The organism is Neptunicella plasticusilytica (assembly GCF_047922965.1).
Classification (GTDB): domain Bacteria; phylum Pseudomonadota; class Gammaproteobacteria; order Enterobacterales; family Alteromonadaceae; genus Neptunicella; species Neptunicella plasticusilytica.
Map to the genome: position 1 here is coordinate 1,367,403 of NZ_CP150481.1, position 19,696 is coordinate 1,387,098.

General features: G+C 46.0%; 11 protein-coding genes. 7 read left to right on the plus strand and 4 right to left on the minus strand.

Annotated elements, in window-relative coordinates:
* Positions 1–141 precede the first annotated feature (141 nt).
* The 6 genes from V1467_RS05935 to V1467_RS05960 all read left to right on the plus strand — a co-directional run bounded on the left by V1467_RS05935 (position 142) and on the right by V1467_RS05960 (position 12,352).
* A complete protein-coding gene (locus V1467_RS05935) occupies positions 142–3,063 on the plus strand; it encodes a TonB-dependent receptor domain-containing protein (RefSeq protein ID WP_416307877.1) in 2,922 nt (973 codons plus the stop codon).
* 130 nt (positions 3,064–3,193) lie between these two features.
* The gene (locus tag V1467_RS05940) at positions 3,194–4,786 is read left to right on the plus strand and encodes a glucoamylase family protein (protein ID WP_416307878.1); all 1,593 of its coding nucleotides are present in this window, start codon (positions 3,194–3,196) and stop codon (positions 4,784–4,786) included.
* A 56-nt stretch (positions 4,787–4,842) separates the two neighbouring features.
* Positions 4,843–7,185 carry a beta-glucosidase BglX gene (gene bglX, locus V1467_RS05945; RefSeq protein ID WP_416307879.1) on the plus strand — a complete coding sequence of 781 codons (2,343 nt, stop codon included), beginning with the start codon at positions 4,843–4,845 and terminating at the stop codon, positions 7,183–7,185.
* A 70-nt stretch (positions 7,186–7,255) separates the two neighbouring features.
* Positions 7,256–8,902: a sulfatase family protein gene (locus tag V1467_RS05950; RefSeq protein WP_416307880.1), complete on the plus strand. Its 1,647-nt coding sequence runs from the start codon at positions 7,256–7,258 to the stop codon at positions 8,900–8,902.
* Between the two features lie 79 nt (positions 8,903–8,981).
* Positions 8,982–11,564, plus strand: coding sequence for a glycoside hydrolase family 2 TIM barrel-domain containing protein (locus tag V1467_RS05955; protein WP_416307881.1), 2,583 nt, complete (start codon positions 8,982–8,984; stop codon positions 11,562–11,564).
* A complete protein-coding gene (locus tag V1467_RS05960; RefSeq protein ID WP_416307882.1) occupies positions 11,564–12,352 on the plus strand; it encodes a prolyl oligopeptidase family serine peptidase in 789 nt (262 codons plus the stop codon). The genes V1467_RS05955 and V1467_RS05960 overlap by 1 nt, the downstream gene beginning before the upstream one ends.
* A 95-nt stretch (positions 12,353–12,447) precedes the next feature.
* On the opposite strand, the gene V1467_RS05965 is transcribed toward V1467_RS05960, so the two are convergent.
* From V1467_RS05965 to V1467_RS05980, 4 genes are all read right to left on the minus strand, one after another.
* Positions 12,448–13,740: a M20/M25/M40 family metallo-hydrolase gene (locus V1467_RS05965; RefSeq protein WP_416307883.1), complete on the minus strand. Its 1,293-nt coding sequence runs from the start codon at positions 13,738–13,740 to the stop codon at positions 12,448–12,450.
* A gap of 89 nt (positions 13,741–13,829) precedes the next feature.
* Positions 13,830–14,240 (minus strand): hypothetical protein, encoded by a 411-nt coding sequence (locus V1467_RS05970; RefSeq protein WP_416307884.1) that lies wholly within the window; start codon positions 14,238–14,240, stop codon positions 13,830–13,832.
* Positions 14,241–14,504: 264 nt separating this feature from the next.
* Positions 14,505–16,283 (minus strand): sensor histidine kinase, encoded by a 1,779-nt coding sequence (locus tag V1467_RS05975; protein ID WP_416307885.1) that lies wholly within the window; start codon positions 16,281–16,283, stop codon positions 14,505–14,507.
* Between the two features lie 152 nt (positions 16,284–16,435).
* Positions 16,436–18,655 (minus strand): EAL domain-containing protein, encoded by a 2,220-nt coding sequence (locus V1467_RS05980; RefSeq protein ID WP_416307886.1) that lies wholly within the window; start codon positions 18,653–18,655, stop codon positions 16,436–16,438.
* 677 nt (positions 18,656–19,332) lie between these two features.
* On the opposite strand from V1467_RS05980, the gene V1467_RS05985 reads away from it, so the two are divergent.
* Positions 19,333–19,695, plus strand: a complete 363-nt coding sequence (locus V1467_RS05985) for a DUF1428 domain-containing protein (protein WP_416307887.1) — start codon at positions 19,333–19,335, stop codon at positions 19,693–19,695.
* The last annotated feature ends 1 nt before the right edge of the window (position 19,696 follow it).

Sequence of the window (19,696 nt, forward strand, 5' to 3'; positions counted from 1 at the left end):
ATTGCTTTTTTTAGCGAGTTAAAAGAAACCGATTTCATTTTGGCGCATTCAAGAATAACAAGGATATGCAGTAAATCAGGGATCAATAAAGGCGCCATCAACGCTGAGTAATTGGCGGCTATTTTTAATACGGAGACAATGATGAGACATTCAACTTGGTTTAAACAAAGTGCCCTGTCACTGGCAATAATGACAGCCGGTCTTGGCACAATTTCGACACCTGTTATGGCGCAAATTGAAAGCGCTACTTTAGGCGGCAAGATCACCACCCAAAACGAAATGCCTAAAGCCGGCATAGAAGTCACAGCTGTTGATACAAAACGGGGTTATAGCAAAACCACCACGACGCGTGCTGACGGCTCCTATCTGTTTATTGGCCTGAAACCCGGTAATTATAACGTTACTGTGGGTGATGAAGCGGGGGAGCAAATTCAATTACTGGTTGGTCAATCCGCCAGACTGAATTTTTCTGTTGAAGACCAATCTACCGGTGGGGTGGAACATATTGCAGTGACCGGAGTGAGGGTTGAAGCATTCTCGGGTGGCGAAGTCGGCACCAATATTACCCCTGAAATGATGGCGCATCTGCCGCAAGGTAACCGTAACTTTTTAGCTTTTGCTGATTTGGCACCCGGGGTGCAACTTGAAACGGCCAATAACGGTAATATCAGCTTGCGTGGTGGTGCTCAGCACCAACGTGCGATTAACGTATTTCTAGATGGCGTCAGTCAAAAAGACTATGTACTTAAGGGCGGTATTACCGGCCAGGATTCCAGTAACGGCAACCCTTTCCCGCAAGGCGCTATTGGTGAATACAAGGTTATCACCCAAAACTACAAGGCCGAATATGATCAGGTTTCCAGTGCCGCTATTTCTGCCGTGACGCGCAGCGGTACCAATGAATTTGAAGGTGATCTGTTTGTTGATTACACCAATCAGGATTTTCGTGAAGCAGAGCCTAACGAGGAAGAGGGTAAAACTGTTTCACTGACTCGTCACTATGGTGGAACCTTGTCCGGCCCAATTATCAAGGACAAGTTACACTTTCTGGTGACCTACGAACGCAAAGATATTAAAACCCCTCAAGATGTCATCGGCGGCGCTAATATTGAAGATTTTACCCTGCCGGCTGAATATCAGGCGATGCTGGGCAGTCATGCATCGGATTTTAGTGAAGACTTGTTTTTCGGCAAGATCGACTGGTCAATTAGTGATGATCAGACACTGGAAGCCTCAGTCAAAGTCCGTGATGAATCGGATATTGTCGGTTTTGGTGGTGCCAATACCCAGTCTTACGGTACGGATCGCACAGTTAAAGATAACCGCGCCAATATCAAGCACACCTTTTATGCCGACGAATGGCAAAACGAAATCCGCTTTACCTATGAGGACGTAAGCTGGGCACCGACTCCTTATACCAATGCGCCGGGAATGGTATTACAGAATGCCGAACGCCAAACACTGCTTAACGTAGGCGGTGGCCGGAACTTTCAGGATAAAGGCCAGAAAGGCTGGTCAATTCAGGACGACTTTACCTGGCTGGATTTGGAGTGGAACGGCTATCACGTGATCAAGGCGGGTATCAAGTACAAGTCGGTCAAACTGAATACTATCCAGCAACAGCCCTATAATCCGCAGTACTACTACAACGTAGAGTTCAATAGCGAAGGCATGTTTGATTTAGTTCAACCTTACCGGGTTGAGTGGGGCTTACCTGTGGCAGGGACTGATGCTCAAGGCCGGGTGGAATCGGATAATTCCCAGTTGGGTCTTTATATCCAGGATGATTGGGAAGTGACCGACAGGTTGATTTTGAACCTGGGGGTACGTTGGGACTACGAAAAATCGCCCAGCTTTACTGACTTCAAAACGCCTACCGAGCTGGTTACCGCGTTGCACAACTGGAGCAATATCCAGAACACCGACTACGACATTGATGACTTTATCAGTACCGGTAAGGAACGTGATAATTATACCGGTGCTTGGCAGCCTCGTTTAGGTTTCTCCTATGCGCTGGGTGAAGAGCGGAACCATACCTTATACGGTGGCTGGGGGCGCAGCTATGACCGTAACCAGTTTGACTACATACAACTGGAAACCAGTAAAAACACCTTTGCCTCTGTCTCCTATCTATTCCAGGGTGACGCGAGCAATCCTTGTGATGCCAGCAGCCCGAGCTGTGTGGCCTGGGATCCTAAATACCTGACTCAGTCAGGATTAAACGAGTTGATTTCTGAGGTTGAAGTCCGCGGCGAAAATAACCTGATCAGTAATGATTTGAAAATGCCCTATTCTGACCAGAGTAGTTTGGGGATCCGCAGCAGCTGGGGAGACTGGAATACCGACGTGAGTGTGACCCGAATCGAAAGCCATGACGGCTTTAACTGGTTATTGGGTAATCGTCGTGAAAACGGTGAGTTTTTTGCCGAAGGGGCTAGCTGGGGTTCTCCCTGGGGCTTCCCGACTCCAGGATACGGTAACCTGATTCTGGGTGTTAATGGCGGTGAAACTCGCAGTACCAACCTGTATGTAAAACTGGACCATCCACATATTGATAACTGGGATGTGCAAGTGGCGTACACCTTCAGTGATTCGGAAGAAAACCGCGTATATAGCGAAGTATATGCACTGGATTATCCTTCGGTAGAAGATTATGGCTGGAACAAGTCTGTTGGTGTTCCCGAGCATCGTTTAGTACTAACAGGTGGTTACGACATGCCTTGGGATATGTATTTGTCGGCTAAGTATACCTGGGCTTCCGAGACGACTTTCCAGTATCTGGATTGCCATATCGATAACCAGCATTGTTACTTTGACCGGGTTGAGCCTTCTGAAAGTGACTACAGTCAGCTGGATATCTCGTTATCAAAAGAGTTTGGCAGCGAGTTTATGGTTGAAGGGTCGTCATTTCATGTTCGTTTTGACGTGTTAAACCTGTTTAACACCAAAAATTATCGGACATTTATTACCGGATGGGATAGCGATGATTTCGGAGAGCCCAATCCAACTGCACAAACTCGTGGTTTGAGACAAGTTAAACTGTCTGCGGGATGGAAATTCTAACCAAACCGTGTCGAGTTAACCAGGGAGCCATTTGGGGCTCCCTTATCATTTTTTGTCGTAGGGTGGTAAGCAGCTAAGTTGTTGTTTTACTGTCAATAATTAATGTGTAGAAATGCATGGGAGAATATCAATGAGGTATAAATGGTTTGGATATCTGGCTGCCGGGTTATTGGCGTTAACCAGCCAGTTAGCTATCGCGGCAGGTTTGACCGCACAAGGCTATGACCGCCATGTGGAACTGTTCTGGCAGGATCTGGCTAAGTCTAATCATGAGTACCAGTTGTGGGTAAAAATCGATGGCGGTGATTGGCAACAACGCCAATCTGTTAGCAGTGATTCTGTAATCGATTTTACCGGTGATTTGGGACGTAATCTGGCGTTAACTTATAAGTTAGTCGATGCCGCTACCAGCAAAGAATTAGGTCAGGTTAAAGTGTCTACCCGTGATTTTTCTGACGATGAATTACTGGACATGGTGCAGCGTTATACCTTCCGCTATTTTTGGGATGATGCTGATCCGAAAACCGGTTGGGCGCATGAGCGTCAGCCGAATATGAAGGACGGCAATATTATTACCTCCGGTGGTACAGGTTTTGGTATTGCATCGGTGATTACCGGTGCTGAACGCGGCTGGATCAGCCGTGAACAGGCGGTTGACAGGATGTTAAAACTGACCAAATCGCTGGCAACCATGGAACGTTTTCACGGTATGTGGGGCCATTGGTATAACGCCGACACGGGCAAGATTTTTCATTTCAGTAAATATGACGATGGTGGTGATACTGTCGAATCTGCCTTTATGGCGCAGGGACTGCTGACAGCGCGTCAATATTTCAATGCAGGTAGTAAAAAAGAGCAGCAATTGCGGCAGGAAATTACTGCGTTGTGGGAAGCTATGGACTGGCAATGGTATACCCAGGGGCAGGATGTGATGTACTGGCATTGGTCAAAAAACTACGGCTTCAAAATGAACCATGCTATTAAAGGCTATAACGAAGCCTTGATTGTGTATGTATTGGCAGCCTCGTCTCCTACCCATGCGACCTCTGATCAACCTTATCATAAAGGTTGGGCTGGCTGGGATGTCCCCACCTTCCGTAATTATCAGGATTATTACGGCATGGCACTGCCCCTGGGCAACAAAGAACACAAGGGAGGGCCGCTGTTCTTCGCCCACTATTCCTTTATGGGACTGGACCCTCGCGGATTACGTGACCGTTACGCCAATTACTGGCAGCAGAATGTACGCCACACCCTGATTAATCGTGCCTATGTTATGGATAACCCTTATGCCTGGAAGGGCTATGGGGAAGACTTTTGGGGCTTGACGGCAGGTGACAATGTGCCGGACGGTTACACTGCGCACGCCCCGGGTTTCCAGCGTGATCACGGCACTATAACGCCGACGGCGGCATTGTCTTCCATGCCCTACACACCAAAGGAATCCATGCAAGTATTGAAAAATTTGTATTTCAATCATGGTAAGGAACTGTTTGGCAAAATGGGTTTTTACGACGGGATTAACCTGTCGGTGAGTGACGATCCGCAACAGCAAGTGCGTAAAACTTATCTGGCCATCGATCAGGGGCCGATTGTCGGCATGATTGAAAATTATCGTAGCGGATTGCTCTGGAATGCCTTTATGCGCGACCCCGATATCCGCAAAGGCCTGAATAAATTGGGTTTTAGCATCAAGGGTCAAGCGATCAAACCAAAGCAGTAAAAAAATTTAGCCGGCGGCCTATTGCTTAATGCGTCGCCGACAAGGTGAGAAATGAAATGATGAAAAAATTTAACAAGTCTCTGTTATGCCTGAGTATTGGTGTTTCAATTACGTTGGCGGGATGCGGTTCCGTTAATAATAAAGTGATGCCAGAGCCGGTAAACAGTGCAGTAGTATCCCAAATTATCTGGCATGACAACAAAGCCGAAATGGACCAGTTTATTAATGAACTGATGGCCAAGATGACCTTGCAAGAAAAGATTGGCCAGTTAAACCTGCTGACCAGTGGCTGGGATAAAACCGGCCCCACCATGAGTGATGATTATCAGGAGCAGATAAAATTAGGTAAAGTCGGCTCGATTTTTAATGCCTTTACGGCGGACTATACTCGCGGGCTGCAAAAATTGGCGGTCGAAGAAACCCGTTTAGGAATTCCGTTGTTATTTGGTTATGACGTGATCCACGGTCATCGTACTATTTTCCCGATTTCCCTGGGCGAGGCCGCTTCCTGGGATATGCAGGCGATTCAGGACGGCTCCAGAGTCGCTGCAACTGAAGCGGCTGCTGAAGGCATTCACTGGACTTTCGCTCCTATGGTGGATATCTCTCGCGATCCGCGTTGGGGGCGTATGTCGGAAGGTTCCGGTGAAGATGTCTTTTTGGGTACCGCCATCGCTCGCGCCCGTGTTAAAGGCTTCCAGGGGGATGATCTGGCCGCTACCGATACGGTATTGGCCTGCGCCAAACACTATGCGGCATACGGCGCCGCTCAGGCGGGGCGTGATTATCACACCACCAATATGTCTACTCGCGAATTATGGGATACCTATTTACCGCCGTTTGAAGCCGCTGTCCAAGAAGGTGTAGCCACCTTTATGACGTCCTTTAATGAGTTAAACGGAGTGCCGGCATCAGGCAGCGAATATCTGCTTGATGATATTCTTAAACAGCGCTGGGGCTTTGAGGGTTTTGTGGTAACAGATTACACCTCAATCAACGAAATGGTGCCCCATGGTTACGCCAAGGACCTCAAACACGCTGCACAGTTGGCGATTAATGCCGGTGTTGATATGGATATGCAGGGTTCGGCCTACTCCGATAATCTGCAACAATTGCTGAATGAAGGCAAAGTCAGTCAGGCGAAAATTGATCAGGCGGTGCGCCGGATTCTGGAAATGAAGTATCGTCTCGGCTTGTTTGATGATCCTTATCGTTATTCTGACAACGATCGTCAAAAAGCGGAAATTTATAAGCAGGATCATCTGGATGCCGCCCGTGATATGGCCAGAAAATCCTTTGTATTACTGAAAAATGATAACAAGGTGTTGCCATTATCGGATAAAAAGTCAATCGCGTTGATTGGTCCACTGGCTGATTCCAAGCAAGATATGATTGGTTCCTGGTCCGCCGCTGGTGAGCGCTGGAAACGTCCGGTTACGGTACTGGAGGGGCTGAAAGCCCGTTTCGGCGACAAGCTGAAAATCAACTATGCCAAGGGTGCAGGCTATGAGTTTGATCATACCGATACAACCGGATTCAAAGACGCTATCGCTGCAGCCAAAAAGTCGGATGTGGTCGTTCTGGCCATGGGCGAAAAATGGAATATGACAGGTGAAGCGGCCAGTCGGGTCGATTTAGGTTTTCCAGGTACCCAGCTGGCCTTGATGAAAGAGCTGAAAAAACTCGGTAAACCTATGGTATTGGTGCTGATGAGTGGCCGGGCAATGAACTTGAGTTGGGCGGATGATAATGTCGATGCCATACTGGATGTCTGGTATCCGGGCACGGAAGGCGGTCATGCGGTCGCCGATGTGCTGTATGGCGACTATAATCCGTCGGGTAAGTTGCCGGTGACTTTCCCTCGCAGCGTAGGGCAGGTGCCTATTTATTACAATATGAAAAATACCGGACGTCCTTATGATCCGCAAGGCGCGGAACAGAAATACCGTTCCCGCTACCTGGACTCGCCTAATTCACCTTTGTATCCCTTTGGTTACGGGTTGAGTTATACCCATTTTGATTTTTCCGAAGTCAGTCTGAGCAATAGCAAGCTTGATCCGCAAGGCAGTATCAAAGCGTCGGTGGTGGTAACCAACAGTGGTGATACCGACGGCGAAGAGGTAGTGCAGCTCTATGTACAGGATCTTGTCGGCTCTGTGACCCGTCCGGTAAAAGAGCTTAAAGGTTTTAAAAAAATCCATCTGCGCAGAGGGGAAAGTAAAGAAGTCATTTTCACCCTGACCCCGCAAGATTTGGCGTTTCATCGTATTGATATGAGTTATGGCGCCGAAGCTGGCGATTTTAACCTGTATATCGGCAATAGCTCTGACACCACTAACAAGGTGAGTTTCAGCTTGTCTGCTGATGTGGACTTACTCGCGGCTAACCCGGCAGATTAATTTCCACTGCATTCACAAAACAGAGTAATCAGGCCTGCCTATCCCGGCAGGCCCTATACATTCGGAAATAATGATGAAAACTATTAAACTCGCCACGGCATTGACGTCGCTGATGGTATTGAGTGCCTGCAATGCTCAAGAAGCTCAATCTAATCAACAAAGTAAAACCTTACCCAATGTTATTTTCTTTTTAGCTGATGATGTGGGATACGGCGACATTGGTGTTTATGGTGGCAAAGTGCCTACGCCTAACATTGATCAGTTGGCTGCGCAGGGCATGCGTTTTACTGATGCGCATGCGCCAGCCGCATTATGTGCCCCTTCACGTTTTAGTTTGATGACAGGAAGTTACCCTTACCGTAATGGTCGCCCGGGAGGAAGCTGGGATGTGAATTTCAGCTCCGGCTTTAGTGTTAATGGTGAGCGTACCCAGGCCGGCAAGCATCTGACGGTGGGCGACATTATGCAACAGGCCGGCTACCAAACCGCTTTTTTCGGCAAAATGCATTTTGGCGGCGATGTCAGGGATGAGCAGGGCAACCTGATCAGACTAAAGAACAAACTCAATACCATGGATTTTGCCAAAGGTGTAGGAGACAGTATCAATCAACATGGCTTCGATTATTCCTACGGCATGCAAAGCGGCATCCAGCACGAGCCCTATGCTTTTTTCGAGAACGGTAAGTTTGTACCGATCAACCCCGATAACCCTGCAGACAATAGCTCTACGCATATTTTGACTAACGGCTTTTTCCGGGTCAGCGATAATGGCTTATCGGAGATTGTTGAAGCGCCGAAAAATAATCCGGCCCGTGCCGATGTGGATTATGATTCCAGTCAGGTTGGTATTGCCTTAACTAACAAGGCATTAGACTTTATGCAGCGTCACCAGGATGCCAATCAGGCCAACAACGAGAACCGGCCGTTTATGCTGTACTTTGCATCCCAGGCGATTCATGTTCCCCATACCGCCCCTTTTGATTATGACGGTGATCCATCAACTATCGATGAACAGATTATGGGTAAAACCGGTGCGGTAACATCCGATGTGCTTTATGAAGTAGATGTACAGCTCGGCAAATTGGTCAACAAATTGAAGGAATTGGGCATTGCCGATAATACCCTGATTATTTTCACCAGTGATAACGGCGCATTGTGGCCTTCAATCACCCATTATGGTGATCCTGAGCATGACAACAATGGTCCGTACCGCGGTTATAAAGCGGATATATACGAAGGTGGACATCGGGTACCCTTTATTATTAAATGGGGAGATGGCAGCGATGCAGGTTCGATAATCAAACCGGGCAGCGAATCGGATCAATTGGTGATTAATCATGACTGGGTCGCCACCATGTATGAGTTGACTGGCCAGAACATGCAGGAAGATCAGGCCATGGATTCCACCTCGCTGATGCCGATCCTTAAAGGCACTCAACCCAATGATCAGCCGTTACATCCTTTCGTTATTTATCAGGCCGGGTTTTCCTACGACGGAGCGATTCGCGAAGGAAGCTGGATATTAATGGTCGATAAAGATAATAAAGCCACCGAACTTTATGATTTGTCCACCGACCTTGCTCAGCAGCATAATTTGATTGATGTCTCCGAGCATGCCGAGCGTGTTGCCAGGCTGCGTGACAAGTTCCTGACTTATAACGATCATAATAACGATACCAATGAACCGCGCACAACCCGGGCCTATCAGGTTAATTAACCTGCACTCTGGTTAATAATGCGGTTGGGGCGGACAGGGTTCGCCCCTTAATTTTATGTTTGATTGGAGTGCTATCAATATGATAACCAACCTATTGATGACTGGATGGCGGTATTACAGGTATGCCACGCTATTGCTGCTGATTGCGGTGTTGGGCAGTGCCAATGCGTACGCTAAAGAGGGCGCAATACCCCTTTCGTCAATGCAATCGCTCAATGACCAATGGCAGTTTGTGTTGCAGGATACCGCTGATGAAGGGGATTGGCAGGATGTGGACTTGCCGCATAGCTGGAATGCGCTGGATGCCTTTGATGAGGTGCCGGGTTATTACCGGGGAATTGGCTGGTATCAAAAAAAACTGGCGCTGCTCCCGCAGCCAAATCAGCGCTATTATTTAAAGTTCGAAGGCGTCAATCAGGTTGCCGAGGTGTATCTTAACAACCAACGGGTAGGGCAACATCAGGGAGGTTATACCGCCTTTGTTATTGATATCACCGAGCAGTTAAGGTCATCGGGTGATAACCTGCTGCGGGTCAAAGTGGATAACAGCCACAATGATGATCTGGTGCCACTGAAAGGCGATTTTAACTTCTATGGTGGCATTTATCGGGATGTTTGGTTAATCAGTAAAAACCGGGTGCATTTCGATTTTGGTGATTATGCCAGCAGCGGCATTTTTGTGCGTTATCCGCAGGTCACTGAGCAGTCGGCCAGCATCAAGGTTGAAAGTCATATTAGTGGTGTTGACCAACAGAATTTAACCTTGCACCATCGCCTATATTCTGCTGATAACCAACTGGTTGCCGAATCCTCTGCGACAGCGAAATCCAGTCAGGTTATCAGCCTTCCCAAGGTTAAAAAACCTGCCTTGTGGAGTCCTGACTCACCTGTGTTGTACCGGCTACAAAGCGATATTCTGGATAGTGACGGGCGTCTTCTCGATCAGCAAACTACCACTGTGGGGCTGCGTTATTTTTCGTTTGATGCCAAACAGGGGCTGATACTTAATGGCCAGCCAGTCAAATTGATGGGGGTGAATCGCCATCAGGATTTTGCCGGACAGGCGAATGCTGTATCCGATCAACGAGCCGTCGCCGATATCGGATTGATAAAAGCCAGTGGCAGCAATTTTTTGAGGACGGCCCATTATCCGCAAGATCAGTCGGTACTGGATGCGGCCGATAAAATGGGTCTGGTGGTCACCATGGAAATCCCGCTGGATCATGATATTACTGACTCACAAGCGTTTTATGCCAACGCGCTGCATATGCAAAAAGAGATGATCTATCAGTATTTCAATCATCCGAGTATTTTTGTTTGGGCGTATATGAATGAAATGTTGCTAGGCCGCAACTGGGAAAGAGACAGGCAAAAAATTGATAAAATTACCGCCTTTGCCAAAGTGATGGAAAAAGTGACCCGGGAGACCGATCCGAGTCGCTATACCATGATCCCCAACCATGGCCAGTTCGAGTTGTATCAACAAGCCGGGTTACTGGATATCCCCATGCTGGTCGGCTGGAACCTGTATTTTGGCTGGTATGAGGAAGATATACAGGGGCTGGGTAAGTTTCTCGACCACTATCACAGTGAATATCCTGACAAGCCGGTATTGATAACCGAATATGGCGCCGGGTCCGATCCCAGAATGCGGTCGTTCAAACCGCGGCGTTTCGATTTTACTGTCGACTGGCAGAACCAGTTTATGCAAGCCAATATCAGTCAAATTATGCAACGGGATTTTGTCGCCGGGGCGGCAGTATGGAATATGTTTGATTTTGGCTCGGCTAATCGTCGCGATGCGGTACCCACCATCAATTCCAAAGGCTTGATGACAATAGACAGGCAAGCCAAGGACAGTTACTGGCTGCTGCAAAGTTGGTTGTCCAAACAGCCGATGATCCATATTGCCGACAGCGCTGTAAACCATAGGGCCGGTAAAGATAATGGCGAAGGCGTCTCCAATCAACGAGTGGAAGTCTACGGCAACACCGCGTCGGCCCAGCTATTTATCAATGGTACTGCACTGCCCGAACAGACATTGACCGGGCATATTGCGCAGTGGCAGGTACCCTTTAAACAGGGCGTTAATCAACTCAGAGTGGTGGGGATCAATGACCAGATTGTCAGTGAAGATAATCATAGAGTGACTTTTACCTTATACCCTGAACGTCCTGACGGAAGCCGTTTTACTGATATCTATATTAACGTCGGCGGCGAATTTTATTTCGATGATCTGGTTAATGGCATTTTATGGTTACCGGATGAGGCTTATCAGGATGGTTTTTATGGCGTAACAGGCGGCGAGCCTTACTTCAGCCGTAATCTGGGAGTGGGAACCGACGCGGATATTATCGGTACAAACAACGACCCACTGTTTCAGACCCAGCGCCGGGGTCAGTATCAATACTATTTTGACGCACCGCCAGGTCAATATGAATTAATCATTTTGTACAGCAACCTTAATAAGCAGCAACAAGTTTCCAGCAAATTGCAACTGGCTATTAATGGACGCACTGTGTCGTTACAGACGCCTGAGCAGGCCTTTACCGCGCTACAGAAAAAATGGCGCTTCACCAACGTGCAAAATCAAATTAGGCTAGATGTGCAGGGCGATAATAATAACGGTATCAATGGTATCGGATTACGGAGAATTGATTGATGTTAAAACAACGCTATCGAAATATATTGCTGTTAAGTATACTGCTTTGCATTGGACATTTTAGTTGGGCTGAGCCGTCTCCCCGCTTTGAGGAAGGACAGTTTAAACAATTAGATTACCGCATTTTATATCCGGCTGATTTTGATCCGGCCAAACAGTATCCGTTGGTACTGGTTTTGCACGGCGCCGGTGAGCGTGGAGATGATAATAAGGCACAGTTGGTACACGGCAGTCAGTTATTTTTGCAGCCACAGGTTCGCGAAAAATTTCCGGCCATTGTCATTTTCCCGCAAGCACCGAAAAGTGATTATTGGGCTAATGTGGATGTGGATCGCAGTGGTCCCAGACCCAAGTTTTCATTTAAAGACGGCGGGAAACCGACCACCTCAATGGCGCTAGTGATGGAATTGATGGATAACTTCAGTAGTCAATCTTACGTAGATAACTCGCGTATTTATGTTGGAGGATTATCGATGGGCGGCATGGGCACCTTCGAGATTTTGTCACGCAAGCCGGATATCTTTGCTGCCGCGTTTGCCATTTGTGGTGGTGGCGATCCCGCAATTGTCAGCCGATATCGTAATGGCCTGCCGATCTGGATTTTTCATGGTGAAAAAGACGATATTGTGTCTCCCCGTTATTCCAGACAGATGGCTGATGCGATTAGCAAACAAGGAGGGAAGGTCAAGCTGACCTTGTATCCCGAAGCGAATCATAACAGTTGGGACTCGGCTTTTGCCGAGCCGCAATTACTGCCCTGGTTATTTGCGCAACGCCTAACCCGCTAGAGGCCGGAGCTTGAAATCAGGATCGTACTGGCTAAAGGCTGATTCCTTTAGCCAAACTCAGTGATAGCTGATACTTTTCGGCAAGGTTTACTGGTTTATCGATATTTAAGACGATAGAGCAGTAATGCCGCGCGCTTGGTTTGGGCGGACAGGGCGTTTAAATCAGCTCTTTCTTCAACGGTATGTCCACCCGAACCGCTAAGTCCCAAACCGTCAATTGCCATATCGACAAATTCGGCAGTAAATGACACATCGGCCGCGCCGGCATCAAGCGGATTGACTGCAACTACTTCACCTTGTCCCAAATCCTGACTTATCCGGCTATACAGACTCAGCAGCTTTTTATTCCCCTCACTGGGTGCCATTGGCGGATAGCCTTCACCAAAGCTAATGTCCGCTTCGGTTTGAGGTAAGTGTTCGGCTACAATACTACGCATTTTATTTTCTACCCGGGTTAACTGCTGCAGCGACAAAGAGCGGATATCACCGGTCACAATAGCAGACTGCGCCACCACATTATTTTTGCCAAAAACACTACCACTGTTATTGGCTTTGTCATGCTCCACAGTGGTACCGCCCATTATCCTGCCGGGGTTAAAAGTGAGAAGTGATTCACTGCGTAACTCCTGATAAAAACGGTGCAAAATGCGTGAAACTTCATATATAGCACCTGCACCTACTTCGTCGCTAAACACCTGTGAAGAATGGGCCGCGTTACCTTTAACCGTTAAAGTCCAGTCGACAGTTCCACGCCGGGAGATATTGGCGGTAACCGCTTTGCCGTCACCGCCTTCAAAGCCGATAGCGATATCGGCCCATTCAGCGGCGTCGATCAGGGCTTTTTTTGATAATGCTAATGGGCGGCCGCTGAGTTCTTCATCGCCGGTCATCACGACTTTAATATTCATATCAGCCAGTTCACCGGCGTCTTTAAGCGCTTTAAGTGATTGCAGGATAATAATATCACCGCCTTTCATATCAGAAATACCGGGTCCTTTGGCTTGATTGTTGTCCAGTAATTCAAATTGTTGAAATGGACTATCTGCTTCAAATACGGTATCCAGATGGCCAATCAACAATATTTTCGGTCCTTTACCACTCTGTAATTCGGCAATTAAATGCCCGGCACGATTAAATGTCGTTCCCTCTTCAAAATGCGCTTTAAAACCCAACTTTTTGAATTCCGGAATCAATACATTGGCGACATTGCGGACGCCGGCAAAATTCATTGTACCGCTATTAATATTGACAATATGTTCCAGCAATTCGACCGCTTGTGGGTTGGTGTTATCGATATGATTAACTATTCGGGTTTCGGTAGAAGAAAGAGCGGCCATGGCCGAACTGGTCAGTAGGGAACACAATGTAAAGAATAAAAATTTTTTCATATATAAGGCTTTTTGTAATAGTTTAATAACGACGTCGCTACTATTACAAATTAATACCACTGACGCGACTATTTTCAAAAAACCGGACCCTAACCATAGGCTAGTTCAACATGTTGAGGTGAGTCAGCGTGATAGATTAGCAAACTGGTTAAATATTTAGCCGCTTTTACATAGTGTATTTTATTAATGCACACTGCCAGCTCCAGCACCTGGCCGTGTGTATCCATCAAAACCCAGCAAATACGCTTACCATCCAGTTGGGGTAACCGGAACTGGTGTAACACAGTAGGGCGCTGCTGGCATTCAGTTGTCAGCTTTAGCCAAATGGAGGGAGGAAAGCGATGCAGACCAAAGGGTAAAATGGCCGCACGGGTAGACATAACTGATTCACAAGGGGGTAAATACAAAGTCCGCTGAAAAGCGTTATCGGCATCACCGTAATGCACACCATGTTTTTTAATAAGTTGATCAATGGCTTTAATACCGCTGTTAGGAAACATAATTAACACCCTTAAGTACTGTTTGTACATACAGTATAATTAATGATGATAAAATAAACAATATTTTTATGGCGGCATGGATATATAGCCTATAAGGCTTTGCACAACGCTGTCATTGTGATTTTCGGATCGGTAAGAAAAGTTTGTAGTGAATTTCTACAGCGTTATCGCTCATTCATGTAGAGTAACGACACCACACTCGCTCTGCCTTGTATAAATACGCTACAAACTGCTGCAAAAACACACACCAAAGATCAACAGGCCCTAGCTTGCTGATATCTGTAATGGCAGACAAATAGTAAAAGTTGTACCTTGGTCCGGTTGTGAAGTGACGCTGATTTGACCCTGTAGAATTTGGGTTACCCATTGGTGAACGAAATACAAACCCAGACCGGTGTTGCCCGTTCCTCTGCCGGTCGTCACGAAGGGTTCAAACATGGTTTCCCTTATATCCGGGCTGATACCTTTACCGTTGTCGGCAACAACAATGCGGATTTCATCATCCTTATCAACAACAGCTGTAATGGTAATCTTGCCTTTTTGTTGTGCTGAAAAAGCGTGACTCATGCCGTTAACAATCAAGTTCTGTAATACCTGCGAGATTATGCCTGGTCTGCTGGTCATTAACGTATTGTCTTTAACATCTAGCTCAACTTCTATGCCGGTTGTTCTAATTTTGGGTTTTAAACTTGTCAGCAGATCGACTATTACGTCTTTTAAATCAAATTCAATGTGTTCCTCATTGACCCTGTCAATGGCAATGCGTTTGAAACTTTTTACCTGATTGGCTGCTCTGCCCAAGTTACTGGATGCCAGGTTTAAAGACTCGTCAAGGTTTTGCAAACTTTCGGCTAGTTTGCTCTTGGTCAGACCTTCTTTAACGGCTTCTTTTAATGAGGCCAATTCAACTTCAGCGCTTGATACCGACATCAATGCCCCTCCAATGGGCGTGTTGAGCTCGTGAGCAACACCCGCTACCATCATTCCGAGTGAAGACAGTTTTTGTGCTTCTACCAGATCATCTTGTAATTGTTGCTGTTGCGCCAAATGATCTTCCAGTTTTTGATTTAACGTCTCTAATGCCTGTTTTTCCTGATGTAGTTCATCTGATATTTTCAACAGCCGCATCTGCAATTTTGCATCTCTGATAAAAATAAATAGCCCAACGCAAAACAGCGCAGCTCCGCCAACAAATATCTTCCAGAATTGATTGTGGTTAACGGCGCTAATACTATTTTTCTGGCTTTTGGCCAGAATAAAAATGTGGTTGTTGTCTGTAGCAGAATTATCGATGGCAAATAAACTTTGCTGGCGAAAACTGACAACCTGACCATCTATTACGCTGTTACTTGTTCTCACTTTATCAACCAGTAATTGCCACAGAACAGGAGAACGGTTAGCCAATGACTGTTCTGGGGCATTAAGCATAAACCCCCATTCCATGTCCGGTTCGGCGTTTAATAGCCAATACCCATCCTGATTCACTATGCTTAATTCTGACTCCGGGGAGTTGAGCTTGCGAATGTTATCCAGCAATTGCGACAGGTTGTAGTTTATAACCAGTATACCTTGTATCAGAAAATCGGATTTATCGGTGCTAATGCTGGCTCTTACGGTGGCTTCAAAGGGTTTGACAATTTTGCCATGCTCTACGTTAAGGTCTATTGGCGAAACATATATTTGCGGGGCCGCAACAAGCAAACCTTGTTGTACGTAGTAGCGCGACTTTTTATTTTGTAGTTGTTCATCGTTGAAAACCCGGTATTCACCGCCCCGAAAGTCCAGCCTGACGATCTCCTGGCCAGATATATCAATCCACCTGACTTGGGAAATATAGCGTGATGCCAGACCGACATTGGCAAAGTGAGTCTGGACATCTTTAAGTGTATCTTCAAATTCAATATCAGGATTTTTTTTAAGGGACTGGCTGCGATACAGCAAGTTAAGCAGATCTCGCAGACTGCCCAATTCCCTGTCAAACATTGATTTGGCAACAAACAGTTTGTCGTCTTGCTGTTGCTTTATCTCATTGACCTTTCGCAAATACTGGACGTTAAAGACTGCATAGCCGGCAGTTATACAAAGCAGCAGTAGCAACAAAATCTTAATCAAACTATTGCGAACTATGTGCTGTCGGTGTGTTGCTATAAATTTTTTCAGGTTCGTGTCCGTTTAATGTTTTTAAATTAAATTGCTTAATCTGTCTGTTGTTTAAGCCAGGGGATCAGCTCGCTAACAGGCATGGGTTTGGCAAACAGGCATCCCTGACCAATTTCACATCCCATCTCCTTGAGTATTGTCTGTTGCTGGCTATTTTCAATACCTTCGGCGATGATGTTAAAGCCAAACTGGTGCCCTAAATCGAGGATCATTTGAACGATGTGTTTATTGCCTTCATCATTTTCGATGTCATTAACGAAGCTGCGATCAATCTTCAAATAATTAGCAGTTAAATGGCTAATGTGAGACAAAGAGGAATGTCCGGTACCAAAATCGTCAATACTGATTTTAAGTCCTAAATCAACAAAGCGCTGCAGTCGTGTTTTTATATTTTGATAATCCTCCATTGCCTGAGATTCGGTCACTTCCAGCTCAAACAAGTTACTTGATAAACCGCTGTTAGCCAGGTTGGAACGGATAAATTCATAATAATGTGGATGTTGAATATCAAAGGACGAGGCATTGAAGGCGACCGGCAAGTTAATGTTTTCTTCTCGTAGTTGTTGAACGGCTTCCAGCGTCTTTTCAAAGATCAAGCAATCAAGGTTGTAAATAAGGCCCGCGGTTTCTGCAATGGGAATAAATTCGTCAGGCCTGACATAGTTGCGGTCTTCCAGTTGCCATCTGGCCAAGGCTTCAAAACCAACCACCTTGCCGTCGTTTAAACGAACTTTGGGCTGTAACATAACCGACAAGGTCTTGTCTTTGATGGCATTTCGTAGCGCCCCCATTAAGTCATAGCGCCGGGTAATTTCTTGTGAGTCTTGCTGGGTATGGATAACATACGAACGCGGTTTTTGAAGCGCTTCTTTCAACGATGATTCAGCCAGATTGAGAATCTTTGAGGCCGAATAATAAAAACTGTTATCCAGGGTCATTTCGATGACCGCTAAATCAACGTTATGCACAACATCGTTGAACTTGAATTGTTGGTGGGTTAGCTGCTCTTGCAAACTTTCATCAATAATAGAATCACAAGGTAAAAGCGCGGCAAATTGCTGCGCATTAGACAAGGCGATAGGTGCTGGCTGTGGTATCAGCTGGCGGATATTTTGATAAACATTACGCAATACGTTCAAACAAAAATCGCTACCGAAAGCAAAGGATATTTCCTCAAACTGTTTGATATCAAACAGTAATAACTTGCTTTGTATCCGTTCCTTGTGATTCATATTGTGGATTTCTCTCAATAACCAATTCCTGTTTGGGATATCGAGATCCTGGTCGGTATAAGCGATGGCGGTTAACCTGTTCAGCAAGGCAATATTGGTAAAACCACTGCTGATATTTTCACTAAATACCTGTAGCAAGTTAATGTTTGCATCGTTGATCGGGGTATTGGATTTCACCACCATTAAATAACAGTTGTTATCTATATCACTGGTTTCAAAGTAAAAAATTGACAGGGTGGAGCGAAGAACCGGCGTTTTATATTTAACGACGTTGGCGATATTAACGTTAACGGCATACAGCTCTTCGGCGGTTAACTCCGCCCCGGAAAAACTTTGGTAACAACCAATCGCTTCAACAATATCGAATACATCATTGGCTACTCCTTCATCTATACGGACACACATAATGCCACCTTCCTCGATGCCTACTATTTTACCTATTTCGGTAAGGACGGTGTTAGTAAACGAAGCGATATCACTTTTACTGCTGATGGTTCGTGCGGCATCGATAACCATTTGCAGGCCCTGCTGAGCCTGAATGAGTTGGACTATATAGTGCCAGGTTCTTAAATTACTGGTGACAATGGAATGCAATTTATCTGTGGTCAGATCGGACTTATTCCAATACTCGTCAATGTCTAATTCCTGCATTGTCTGCTTTTCGGGCGCGAAACCGGGTTGTCCCGTTAACAAAACAATGCGGATACTGGCGTTTCCCAATACTTCCCGGATGGTTTTCACCAAACGTAAACCGGCATCATCATCTTCCATAACCACATCGAGTAAAACCAGCGCGATATCGGTTTTTTGGCTGAGTATCGAAGCCGCGTCAAATGCTGAGCTGGCGGTTAATATCTGGATGGGGTGTCCCTGAACCGTCTTTAATTTTTTGAGACTACTGACTAGCGTTTCCTGGTATTCCTGATTGTCTTCCACACTCAGAACGTACCAAGGGGTAATTTGACTGGTTTCTATCTCTTTTCTTTCATCGGCAAAAACAAATCCGTCATCTATATCAGACATTGATACTACCTTTTCCCTTATTAATTACTTGTAGTAACTAATCTATTAAGAATATGTTTGAAGGAGGCTGTGAACCAACTCAAATATCCTATATCCCACAGTCTTTGGATAATCTAATAAGTAAATTTGGGGGGATACTAGGGCGTGTTGATCTTTGGTGTATGAATTTTGTTCAAGTCCAACGCCTTCTGATCGCGACGCCGGGTTGCAGGCCTAGTGGTTCTAAGTCAAAATCCGGCAACAAAGAGCAGAAGGTGTTGGGTTGAACCCCTTTCTTTAAAACCGTGGGGGCAGTGTTTGTAGCGCATTTCTACAGCGTTATCGCTCATTCATGTAGAATAACTACACCACACTCGCTCTGCCTTGTATAAATACCTACAAACTGCTGCAAAAACACACACCAAAGATCAACACGCCCTAAAGAACTCAAATATCCGCTCATCAATCTTATGTGGGACTGGCGGAAAGTCAAATTATGGCTTTGACTTACAACTAGATAGTTGAATTTATTAAGTATTTTACTTCCATGTAAGTTACAAAACATTTATCACTGGACAATTAAAAAATAAAACTTTGACAACCACCATACTAATTAGTATGTTTTAACCATACCAGTTGGTATGGTTTGTTCAAAACTGGCTAAACTGTTGGGTAATTAATGAGTGTAGGAGATTGATATGAGCTATGTAGACGGATTTGTGCTGGCGGTGTCTGCCGACAGAATCGACGAATATAAAGCAATGGCCGGCAAGGCTGCCAAAGTTTGGAAAAAGCATGGGGCGCTGGAATATAAAGAGTGCGTTCAGGATGATATGCAAGACAAAGGTTTTTGCATGACATTCCCCCAGCAGTTCAAACCGAAGGAAGGAGAACTGATGGTATTTGCCTACGTTGTGTATAAATCTCGCGAGCATCGGGATGAGGTTAATGCCAAAGTCTATGCGGATCCGGAGATAAGCGAAGGTTGTGATCCGGAAAATATGCCGTTTGACTGCAAACGTATGACCTACGGCGGTTTTAGCACAATAGTAGAGGTCTAGT